Genomic DNA, 10,490 nt, shown 5'->3' on the forward strand with positions numbered 1-10,490 from the left:
TACGCGACGGTGGAGACCCTGACCGAACGTTACCAGCACGCGATGGAAAATATTCTAAGCTTCATGGACGGAAACCCGGTCAACGTGATCAATCCGAAGGCGTTCGCCGCAAGTGATTGACAGCCTTCGCTCCGTGGACTAGTTTCCAGGTAGTGAGGTGGCGGAGAAAATGGGAGGAATACTGAGGAATACTAAGGAGTCTGTCATGCAAGAGAGCACAAGCGCCGGCAATGGCCATGAAATTTTGATCTCCGCCGACTCCCATGTAATGGAGCCGCACGACTTATGGGAGAAGCGCGTGCCGGAATCAATGCGGGAGACCGCGCCCCATTTCGAACCCATTCCCGTCGGCCAAAGTTTTCAACGACATCCGGGCGGCCAGGACCCGAACGCGCGCATCAAAGAGATGGAAACGGACGGCCTTTCTGCGGAGGTCCTCTATCCAACGCTCGCCTTGAGCCTCTTCGCCCTCGACGACGCCCGCATGCAGGAAGCCTGCTTTCGCGTCTACAACGACTGGCTGATCGACTACTGTAAAGTCGCGCCTAAGCGTCTGGTAGGAAGCGCCGCGATCTCTCTATACGACGCGGATTACGGATTGAAAGAGATGGTCCGCTGCAAGAAAGAAGGCTTGAAGGGAGTCACGATCTGGCAGGTGCCGCATCCCGACCTGCCCTTCCATTCGAGCCACTACGACAAGTTCTGGGCCGCCGCCGAGGAGCTGGAGATGCCGATCAGCCTGCACATTCTAACGGGCCACAGCTATTTCAAAGATCCCAATCGCCGGAAAGGCGTGGAGCACTATCGCGGCAGCGTCAACTTGAAGCTCCTCGACAACGCCAACGCGCTGTTCGAATTGATTTTCTACGGCATCCTTGACCGTCATCCCAAGCTCAAGATCGTCGTCGTCGAGGCCGAGATCGGTTGGCTGCCGTTCCTCTTGCAGCAGTGGGATTACTACTACCGACGCTTCCGCGATCGCAATCCACCGCCCATCAACCAGGACCCGAGCGAATACTTCAAGCGCCAGGTTTACGCCACATTCTTCAACGACTCGGTCGGCGGGCGCTGCCTGGATTGGTGGGGGGCGGACAACTGCATGTGGTCGAACGATTTTCCGCACGAAAACTCGACCTGGCCCAACTCGCGCAAAGTGATACAGCGCGACCTGGGTTACCTTCCGGCGGAGAAGCGCGCGAAGCTCGTGTGCACGAACGTAGCGAAGCTGTATAACTTGGAGATTCCTCCGGCGTAACCGTGGTGCAAAACATTTTATCGCGCCAAGACGCCAAGCACGCAAAGAAAGGTTCTTCTTACTTAGTTCTCCGAACCTTGGCGGCCTTTGCGCCTTTGCGCGAGTCATAAAGCTATGGCTTCGTTGATCGATTGGCACTCGCACCATACGCCGCCGGAGCTTGCCGAGGATTTTGTCAGGCTCACTGGCAAGGCGCCGTACGCCGACAAGTATGACTCGCCTGACTTCGCTGCGCGCGTCCGCGAGCTGGACAGCGCCGGCATCGACGTTCAGCTCATCTGCCAGGGCGCGGGGATTTACGCCGATCGCTTCCCCGCGGAGCAGGCGATGGCGATCGCGCGGAAGTCCAACGACGTCATCGCGGATCGGATCGCGCCACACCGCGACCGCCTTTTTGGCGTGATGACGGTTTCCTTGAAAGACGTTGCCGGTTCTATCCGAGAGATGGAGCGCAACGCGGGCAAAGGCTTTCGCGCAATATTGCTTTATCCGAAAACGGACGGCCAATTCATGTTGGACTCGCCGGAGGCGGAGCCGCTGTTTCAGAGGATCTCCGAATTGAAGCTTCCCATCTTTCTTCACGGCGCGACCGCGGCGAACGATCCGACTCTCAAGCGGCTGGAAGACGAAGGCGCCGGCGTCGTCTACAGCGTCATCGCCGACGCCGCGGTGTGCGAGTGCGCCGTGCGCATGATCGCCAGCGGACTCTTCGATCGACATCCGGACTTGAAGATCGTCATCAGGACCGGCGGCGGCGGGCTCCCGCTCCTCCTTCACCGTCTATTTTGGAAGCACAAAGGACCCAAGGGCGAACAGTGTTACTCGGATATTTTACTCGAGCACTTTTGGATCGACACCGCCGGCGTGGACCCGCGCACGCTCAGATTTCTCCTCGATACACTGGGAGAAAATCGGATCGTTTTCGGCTCCGACTACTGCGGCGGCCTCGGCGCGCTGGAAAAGGCGCTGCCGGTTATCGAAGATCAACCCGATCCGGCGCGCATCAAAGCGATTACCGAACGCACTTCGCGGAATCTCCTAGGCCTCTGATACCAACCGATGCTTTGGGGATCTATGAATATTCTAGTCTTGGCGCTGCTGCCGGTTTTTTTTCTCGCAAGCGCCGGCGAGCAGGTGGAGACCGTCAATAACAAGCCGGAGGTCGAATTCCGCAACGGCCGCGTGAGCATAAAAGCCGAGGACGTGTTGCTTAAGGACCTGCTCGAGGAAATCGGCGGCAAAGGCGGCATCGAGATCGAGCTCAAGGACCCCAAAGCGGCGGAGAAGAGTGTTTCACTCGACGTCAAAAACGCTCTCCCCGGTCGTGCTCTTGGAGAGATTTTGCAGGGCCTCAATTTCGCATTTTTTTATTCCAAAACGGGTTTGTCGCGGGTCGTGATCGTGCCCCCCGGAACTCCGATCGCCAGAGGTTCCGGCGGGCGGCTGGGCGACGGAGGAAACTTCACCGGGGGTATCCAAGGCAAGGGCAAGAAGCCGGTGGAAGCCGAGCGCAAGACCGCCAGGGACAGCGCTGTTGATGGCAAACTTGCGACGATCGAAGTGTTGGAGCAATCGGAAGATCCCAAAAGCGTCGATGAATTGGGCAAAATGCTGACGGATCAAAACGCCGAGGTAAAATCGGCGGCGCTCGACGCGCTGGCGGACAAAGAGGGGGCCAACGTCAACCAGGCCTTGCGACGAGGTTTGAACGATCCCGATCCGCAGTTTCGAGTCGAAGTCCTCGAAGCTTTGGCCGAGCGCGGCGACCTCGACTCGCTGCGTAAGGCCTTGAACGACCCTAACTCGGACGTAAAGGAGGCGGCGGCGGATCTTTTGGAGGATGCCAAGCAGCAATAGAATGGCATCCGAGTGAAGCCGCAGTGCGGAGCACCGGCGATGACAGACGAGAATACTTGTTGGAATAGCTCCGGATAGACTCCACCGCCCCGCTTGCCTCAAACCTTTAATCCCCTAATTCCCATGCCGACGATCAGCGTATTCTATGGTATAGTGATTCAAATGTTCTGGCAGGATCATGCGCCGCCCCACTTTCATGCTCTCTATGCCGAGCACGAAGCGCTGATTGACCTGCGAAACCTTAGCGTCATCCGGGGCTCTTTGCCGCGTACAGCAATGGCGTTAGTATTGGAATGGGCCGCCGCTCATCGCAATGAGCTAATGGAGGACTGGAATCTATGCAGCCGTCTGCAGACCCCAAAACCAATCGAACCCCTGAAGTAGAACCAAACATAGAACATACCGTCCCCTGGCGGGTGAGATCCGTAACTTCGTTGCCGGATGCCCGCTTGCGTGTGACTTTTATCGATGGCACGGCAGGCGAAGTCCACATGCTTTCGCTTCTCCGTAATCCGAAGATTGACGGGACCGTTTTCGAGGCCCTACGCGATCCGTCAACGTTTGCTCAAGCCCAAGTTGTGCTGGGCGCAATTCAGTGGCCGAATGGCGCAGATCTCGCTCCGGACGCGATGTATGACGCCATTCGCGAACACGGCGTCTGGATTCTGGATTGACACCGAAAATCCCCGTCTCTCTCGAAGATTTGATCCGCTCCTCCTCGCGCGCCCTCGTGATCGGCGTCGGCGGCGGCGGCGACGTGGTCGGCGCGCTCGCGACGGCGCGGTTTCTCGAATTCTGCGGTTTGAAATTCCATCTCGGCGGCCTCTCCTGGGAGCGCTCGGTCTTCGATCCTGTTCCCGGACCGCGTTCGCTCGATGAAGTCGTTGAGGTGCGCCCAATCCATCGCCATGCCTGGCTCGCCAACGCGGCGAGCAAAACCAAGACCGGAGTTTATTTCGCCGAGTCGAGAATGGCGGCTCTCCGCGGCGAGGAAATTTTGCTCATCGACATCAACGGCGGCGTGAAAGGGGCGGTCGAAGGTTTGCAAGCCGCGCTCAATGAGTACAAGGCCGATCTGCTCGTCGGCGTCGACGTAGGCGGCGACTCGCTTGCTCAGGGAAAAGAGCCCGGGCTGCGCAGCCCGCTGGCGGACTCCATCATGCTTGCGGCATACGCGCGACTTGAAGAGCTTGGCCGTCGCACGTTGTGGGGTGTCTTCGGTTACGGAAGTGACGGAGAATTAACCGTGGACGAGATCGAGCAAGCCCTCGCCATAGTCGCCGGCGCGGGCGGATTGCTGGGCGGATGGGCTTTGACGCCGGAAGTCGTTGTCGAGCTCGAGCAAGTGATCCGGACCGTTCCAACCGAGGCCAGCGCGATCCCCGTTCGATGCGCGCGCGGCGCCTGGGGCGAGACGAACATCCGTCAAGACCAAAGAAAAGTAAAACTCACTCCGCTCACGACTCTGACTTTTTTCCTGTCGTCGGGCATTCTCTATCGATCGCTCTCGCGGCCCGCTCGGGCCGTCGCCGGCAGCTCGTCTCTGGAAGAGGCGAACGACGCGCTCCATGCGATCGATATCAGGACCGAGCTCGACCTGGAGCGGGAAAAATCCCGGAGAGAAAACTTCCGACGAACCCATGCTTGAGCGCGCTGAGCGGGATATCTGGATCCTCATGGCTTCCCGCGGAGTGAGGTCCTTCGCCTTTTCCTGCTTGAACGTCATCTTCGCGATCTATCTGAGCCAGCTCGGCTACTCGACCGTCACGATCGGCCTGGTCATCTCCACCGCCTACGTGAGCAGCGCGCTGCTGACGGTCGTTTGGGGATTTCTCTCCGACCGCTACGGCCGCAGAAAAATTTTGATGCTGCTGGCCGCGCTCATGATCGTCTCAAACGTGATTTACCTTTTTTTCAGCCAACTGTTTTTTATTTTTCTCGCCGTAATCGTCACGAACATCGGCGCCGGCGGCACCGGCGGCGGCGGCCAGGGCGGAGGCCCGTTCAATCCCGTGGAGCAGGCGCTGCTCGCCGAGAAGTGCAGCCCGGAAAATAGAAACCGCGTCTTCTCGACCAACTCTTTTGTCGGCTCGGTGCTGGGATCGCTCGGCGCCCTGGCCAGCGGCCTGCCCCAGTATCTACAGGAAAGTTGGGGCTGGCAGCCCATCCCGTCGTACAAGCCGCTATTCGCCATGACGATTCTGCTGAGCCTCGGGCTCATCTTCGCTTATGGGAAAATCACCGAGCTGCATGTCCCGCGACAGAAGGAAAGGACGACGATCTCGAAAAAATCCGGCGTGTTCGTCACCAAGCTCTCGCTCCTCGGCATGGTGGACAATCTGGGGGCGGGCATGGTCGGGCCTTTCGTCGCCTACTGGTTCTATCTCCGCTTCGGCGTCGAGCTGAAGGCGCTGGGCTTCATGTTTTTTATCTCCTACCTGCTCGCGGCCCTTTCGTTCCTGCTCGCGCCGGCGATCGCGCGTCGCATCGGCGTGGTCAGGACCATGGTTTTCTCTCACGGAGTCGCGTCGCTGATCTATCTCGTCATGCCGCTGGCGCCGACGTTTCTCGTCGGCGCCATTCTGATCATATTTCGCTCCTTCGTGGCCTACATGGACGGCCCTTTGAGAGGTTCGTTCGTTATGGGCATCGTGAAAGCGGAAGAGCGCGGCTCGGCCGCCGGCATCACCAACCTCTCGCGCTATGTTCCCATGGCCGTGAGTCCGAGCATATCGGCCTATATCATGCAAGCGTTCTCTCTCAGCGTGCCGATGGTGATCGGCGGCGGGCTGCAGTTGATCCACGATGCGACATTCTATTTTATGTTCCGCAACGTCAGGCCGCCGGAGGAGGAACCCTCACCCTTCCCTCTCCCTGGAAGGGAGAGGATCAAAGGTGAGGGTCGAACGATCTCAGAGTTGAAGGGTTGAAAGATGGAGAGGTCTTTCTTTCAGAGAGTGGTCGAGGAAAAAATTCTCGAGGCCCAGCGGGCCGGCGCGTTCGACGACCTGCCGGGGAAGGGAAAACCCCTGCAATTCGACGACCAGAGCTGGGTGCCGGAAGATTTGCGCGTCGCTTATCATGTCCTTAAAAACGCCCGCGTGCTGCCGCCCGAGGCCGAGCTGCTGAAAGAGATCCACACGCTCGAAGACTTGTTGAAGTACGTGGCGGACGAAGACGAGCGCAAGGTTCTGGCGCAGAGCATTCAATGGAAGATCATTCATCTCGACATTCTCAAGCGCGGCTCTTTCTCGCTGGAAACGGTGCGTCACTACGGCGCCAAACTCGCGCGCAGGTTTTCCCGCCGGTAAGTTGACATCAAGCCTCGCCGGCCATAAGTTGACGCCGAGCTCAAATCCTCCGCCATGTTCACCAAGGACAGAGTCGCCGGCGGCGCTCTCGCTCTTTTCGCCGTTGCGGTCGTCTGGGAGAGCCGAAAGCTCCCACTCGGCACGCTGCGGCAGCCGGGCCCGTCTTTTTTTCCGCTCTTGCTCGCGCTGCTGCTCGTGATCTTTGGCATCGTGATCGCGGCGACCGGAGGCCGCGCGGAAGGCTTTCGATCTCTTCGGTGGAAGGAGCTGCCGCACGCTTTCGGCATCCTGGCCGCATGTATCTTCTCCGCTCTGGCGCTGGAACGGTTGGGCTACCGGCTCACGGTTTTGCTCGTTCTGTTCTTTCTCTTAAAAGTCGTCGAGAAAAAAGGCTGGACGACAACGGCGCTTTTCGCGTTCGTCGTCTCTTTCGGTTCGTTCTATCTCTTCTACACGCTTCTGCGCGTCCCTTTGCCGTTGGGACCGTGGAGAATTTGATGCATCGTCAGCCATTGAAGCCGCAGCGTCACCGTTGGCCCCCTCACCTTAGTCCTCTCCCCCGTTGCGGAGGAGAGGGAAGGGTGAGGGGGATGCACGAAGCGTAGCGCGTCATGCTGGAGACTTTGCAAAATCTCTACGTGGGTTTTTCCGTCGCTCTCTCGCCGACCGTCCTCCTGTATGCGATCGTCGGCTGCGTGATCGGAACTCTCGTCGGCGTGCTGCCGGGAATCGGCCCGCTCGCGGGCATCAGCCTGCTCCTCCCCGCCTCTTTCGGCATGGATGCGACATCGGCGATCGTCCTTCTGGCGGGCATCTACTACGGCGCGATGTACGGCGGCTCGACGACTTCCATCCTGATGCGCATTCCCGGCGAGGCCGCTTCCGTGATGACCTGCATCGACGGCTACGCCATGACCCGCCTGGGGCGGGGCGGGCCGGCCCTGGCCATCGCGGCCGTCGGCTCCTATGTCGCCGGCACGGCGAGCGTCGTGGCTCTGATGTTGTTGGCGCCGCCGCTGGCGAGCTTTGCGTTGCGCTTCGGTCCGCCCGAATATTTCGCTCTGCTGCTCCTCGGCCTGCTGGCACTCGCTTACATGAGCGGCGGCGCGATCACTAAGGCGTTGGCGATGGCGAGCCTCGGCCTTCTTTTAGGAATGATCGGCATCGACCCGATGACCGGTTTCTTCCGCTTCCATTATGGTTTGGTCGAGCTGGGCGACGGCATCGGCATCGTTCCCGTCGCCGTCGGGTTGTTCGGCCTTTCGGAAATCCTCCTCACGGCCGGTCAGGAGAAGCCTCCGGAAGTCATCAAACCGAGACTCGCCGATCTTCTGCCGTCGCGCCAGGAATGGCGCGACTCCACGTGGCCGATCGCGCGCGGAACCGTACTCGGCTTTCTCATCGGCATCATTCCCGGCTCGGCCCATATCATCTCGTCGTTTGTCTCGTATGCCGTGGAGCGGCGCATCTCGCGCCATCCCGAGCGCTTCGGCCACGGCGCTATCGAGGGAGTGGCCGGCCCCGAGTCCGCCAACAACTCGGCCACCTCGGGCGCATTTGTGCCGATGCTCGCGCTCGGCGTTCCTTCGGGGCCGATTCCGGCGGTGATGCTCGCGGCGCTGATGGTTCACGGCATCTCCCCCGGCCCGCTGCTCATCCAGCAGCAGCCTCAGCTCTTCTGGGGGTTTATCGCCAGCATGTACGTCGGCAACCTGGTGCTTTTGATTCTGAACCTTCCTTTGGTCGGCCTCTTCGTCAACATTCTGCGTGTGCCCTACCCGCTGCTCTACCCCGCGATTCTCGTTTTCTGCGTGCTCGGGGTGTACGCCGTAAACGGCAGCGTGGTGGACGTCTGGATCATGCTCGTTATGGGAGCGCTCGGTTACGTGCTGCGCAAGTTTGATTTCGAGACCGCGCCCATTGTATTGGGCGTAGTGCTGGCGCCGATGCTGGAGATGAGTTTCCGGCAGTCGCTTGCCATGTCGTCGGGTAGCTATGCTATTTTCTTCCAGCGGCCGATCGCGGCGACGATGCTGGCGGGTGGTGTCGCGCTTTTGTCGCTCAGCTTGCTGCCGTTGCTGACGCGCGGCATGGATTGGCGCCGCGCCCTCGGCCTAAGTTCAAGTTCAGAACCCGAAAAGGAGGACGAGAAATGAAACGGACTCTCTTGGTCATGCTGAGTATTTGCGTTGTCGTGATTCCCATCACTCAAATCGCAGCGCAGGACGCTTTTCCGAATCGTCCGATCACGATCGTCGCGCCGTTTCCGCCCGGAGGCGTCGCCGACCTGACCGCGCGGCCTGTCGCCGCCGCCATGGAAAAAATCCTCAAGAATCCCGTAGTCGTCGTCAACAAGACCGGCGCCGCCGGCGCGGTCGGCATGTCGTTCGTGGCCAACAGCAAGCCGGACGGCTACACGCTGCTGATGGCGCTTTCGAGCATCTCGATCATCCCCGAAGCCGATAAGCTCTTCGACCGGAAGCCCGCCTACACCATCGACCAACTGGTGCCGCTGGCGCTCATCTCCGCCGACCCGACGATTCTCGTCGTCCCGGCGAGCAGCCCGTGGAAGAGCGTCAAGGACTTCGTCGCGGACGCCAAGAAGAGGCCGGAGCAAATCTCCTATTCCTCTTCCGGGATTTATGGAACCCTGCACATGGCGATGGAGATGCTGAGCCACGCCGCCGGCATCAAGTTGAAGCACGTCCCGTACGGCGGCGCGAGTCCTGCCCTCACTGCCGTTCTCGGCGGCCACCAGGAGGCGCTCGCCTCCGGGCCGGCCGTAGTGATCCCGCATATCAAAGGCGGGAAGCTCAGACCGCTGGCAGGCTGGGGTGCGAAACGCGTGGCGGCTCTGCCGGACGTCGCCACATTTAAAGAGCTTGGCTACGACATCGAGTTCTATATTTGGGCGGGCATGTTCGCGCCGAAGGGCACGCCCGAGCCTGTCCTCAAGAAGCTTCGCGACGCGCTGGGACAGACCGTGCAGCAAGCGGACTTCAAAGATGCCATGACCAAGATGGAAACTCCCATCGCGTATATGGATCAGCCCGAATTTCAGAAATTCTGGGAAAAAGACGCCAGGATGCTTGCCGAGGCGATCAAGCGGATCGGTAGGATCGAGGAGCCGAAATAGCCCGAAATAGGCCCTCTTGACAAGAATTGGGCCGGCTGATATTGGTCTGACCAGTAGACAGCTAGACCCATTTCTATGCTCAAGGCCATCAAGAAAACCCGCATCTACGAGGAAGTCGTCAGCCAGATCCATGAGCTGATACGCGAAGGCAAATTCAAAGCCCGCGATCAGCTTCCTTCCGAAAGAGAATTAGCCGAGACCTTCAAAGTGAGCCGGACCTCCGTGCGCGAGGCCCTGCGCGCGTTGGAAACTCAGGGACTGATCGTGAGCCGGACCGGCGCCGGCAACTTCGTCGCTGAGCTGCCGGTGGAGTCTCTGGTCGCCCCTCTCGCCACGCTCCTGATCGAAGAGAAGAGCGCGCTGTCGGATATCTTCGAGCTGCGCAAACTGATCGAGCCTCACATCGCCTCGCTCGCCGCTGAACGCGCGACCAAAAGAGACGTCGAGCGGATGAAAAAAATCCTCGACAAGCAGAGAGACGCGGTGAGCCGCGGCGAGACCGGCGTCGAGGCCGACGCGGAACTCCATTTCGCGATCGGCCGCGCGACGCAAAACCAGGCGCTGGAAAAGCTTATTTCCGGCTTGATGGACATCTTGAGCCACAGCCGCGAAGAGTCGCTGCAAACGACGGAGCGCCGCAAGGCCTCCATAGAATCCCACCGAAAAATTCTCGCGGCCATCGAAGAGCATGACCAGAAAAAAGCCCGCGAGGCGATGCTGCTCCATATCGAGAACGTGGAAGATAACGTGCTTTCAGCGAAAAAACCCCAGACGAGTTACAGCGAGAGCCCTTTAGACGAGAGGAGGATTTCATGATCAAACGAGTGGAAGTCAACTATCGAGGCATCTTTCAGAAGAACCTCGGCAAAAAGATCGGCAGCGATATCGTCATGATCGCGAGCCGGATGGGCCAGCGGGCATTCTCCAACGG

The 10,490-nt window shown here is 59.6% G+C and carries 12 protein-coding genes; all 12 read left to right on the forward strand.

All coding sequences use genetic code 11. From position 1 onward, the window contains the following. Positions 1–205: 205 nt before the first annotated feature. The 12 genes from VGL70_14690 (at position 206) to VGL70_14745 (ending at position 10,375) form a co-directional block, all read left to right on the forward strand. Entirely contained in the window at positions 206–1,255 is a 1,050-nt protein-coding gene (locus VGL70_14690) for an amidohydrolase family protein (protein HEY3304776.1), read from the forward strand. A gap of 114 nt (positions 1,256–1,369) precedes the next feature. Then, positions 1,370–2,305 carry an amidohydrolase family protein gene (locus VGL70_14695; protein HEY3304777.1) on the forward strand — a complete coding sequence of 312 codons (936 nt, stop codon included), beginning with the start codon at positions 1,370–1,372 and terminating at the stop codon, positions 2,303–2,305. A 24-nt stretch (positions 2,306–2,329) separates the two neighbouring features. Next, entirely contained in the window at positions 2,330–3,112 is a 783-nt protein-coding gene (locus tag VGL70_14700; GenBank protein ID HEY3304778.1) for a HEAT repeat domain-containing protein, read from the forward strand. Between the two features lie 123 nt (positions 3,113–3,235). Next, the gene (locus tag VGL70_14705) at positions 3,236–3,496 is read left to right on the forward strand and encodes a DUF4160 domain-containing protein (protein HEY3304779.1); all 261 of its coding nucleotides are present in this window, start codon (positions 3,236–3,238) and stop codon (positions 3,494–3,496) included. Continuing rightward, positions 3,451–3,786: a DUF2442 domain-containing protein gene (locus VGL70_14710; GenBank protein HEY3304780.1), complete on the forward strand. Its 336-nt coding sequence runs from the start codon at positions 3,451–3,453 to the stop codon at positions 3,784–3,786. Before VGL70_14705 ends, VGL70_14710 begins: the two co-directional genes overlap by 46 nt. Further along, positions 3,783–4,760, forward strand: coding sequence for a DUF1152 domain-containing protein (locus VGL70_14715; GenBank protein ID HEY3304781.1), 978 nt, complete (start codon positions 3,783–3,785; stop codon positions 4,758–4,760). The genes VGL70_14710 and VGL70_14715 overlap by 4 nt, the downstream gene beginning before the upstream one ends. Then, positions 4,753–6,042 carry an MFS transporter gene (locus VGL70_14720; protein HEY3304782.1) on the forward strand — a complete coding sequence of 430 codons (1,290 nt, stop codon included), beginning with the start codon at positions 4,753–4,755 and terminating at the stop codon, positions 6,040–6,042. The genes VGL70_14715 and VGL70_14720 overlap by 8 nt, the downstream gene beginning before the upstream one ends. Positions 6,043–6,045: 3 nt before the next feature. Then, positions 6,046–6,423 carry a DnaJ family domain-containing protein gene (locus tag VGL70_14725; GenBank protein ID HEY3304783.1) on the forward strand — a complete coding sequence of 126 codons (378 nt, stop codon included), beginning with the start codon at positions 6,046–6,048 and terminating at the stop codon, positions 6,421–6,423. Between the two features lie 54 nt (positions 6,424–6,477). After that, positions 6,478–6,921: a tripartite tricarboxylate transporter TctB family protein gene (locus VGL70_14730; protein ID HEY3304784.1), complete on the forward strand. Its 444-nt coding sequence runs from the start codon at positions 6,478–6,480 to the stop codon at positions 6,919–6,921. A 113-nt stretch (positions 6,922–7,034) separates the two neighbouring features. Then, positions 7,035–8,579 carry a tripartite tricarboxylate transporter permease gene (locus VGL70_14735; protein HEY3304785.1) on the forward strand — a complete coding sequence of 515 codons (1,545 nt, stop codon included), beginning with the start codon at positions 7,035–7,037 and terminating at the stop codon, positions 8,577–8,579. Then, positions 8,576–9,559, forward strand: a complete 984-nt coding sequence (locus VGL70_14740) for a tripartite tricarboxylate transporter substrate binding protein (GenBank protein ID HEY3304786.1) — start codon at positions 8,576–8,578, stop codon at positions 9,557–9,559. Before VGL70_14735 ends, VGL70_14740 begins: the two co-directional genes overlap by 4 nt. 75 nt (positions 9,560–9,634) lie before the next feature. Then, positions 9,635–10,375, forward strand: coding sequence for a FadR/GntR family transcriptional regulator (locus VGL70_14745; protein ID HEY3304787.1), 741 nt, complete (start codon positions 9,635–9,637; stop codon positions 10,373–10,375). The last annotated feature ends 115 nt before the right edge of the window (positions 10,376–10,490 follow it).

The organism is Candidatus Binatia bacterium (genome assembly GCA_036504975.1).
GTDB lineage: Bacteria > Desulfobacterota > Binatia > UBA9968 > UBA9968 > JAJPJQ01.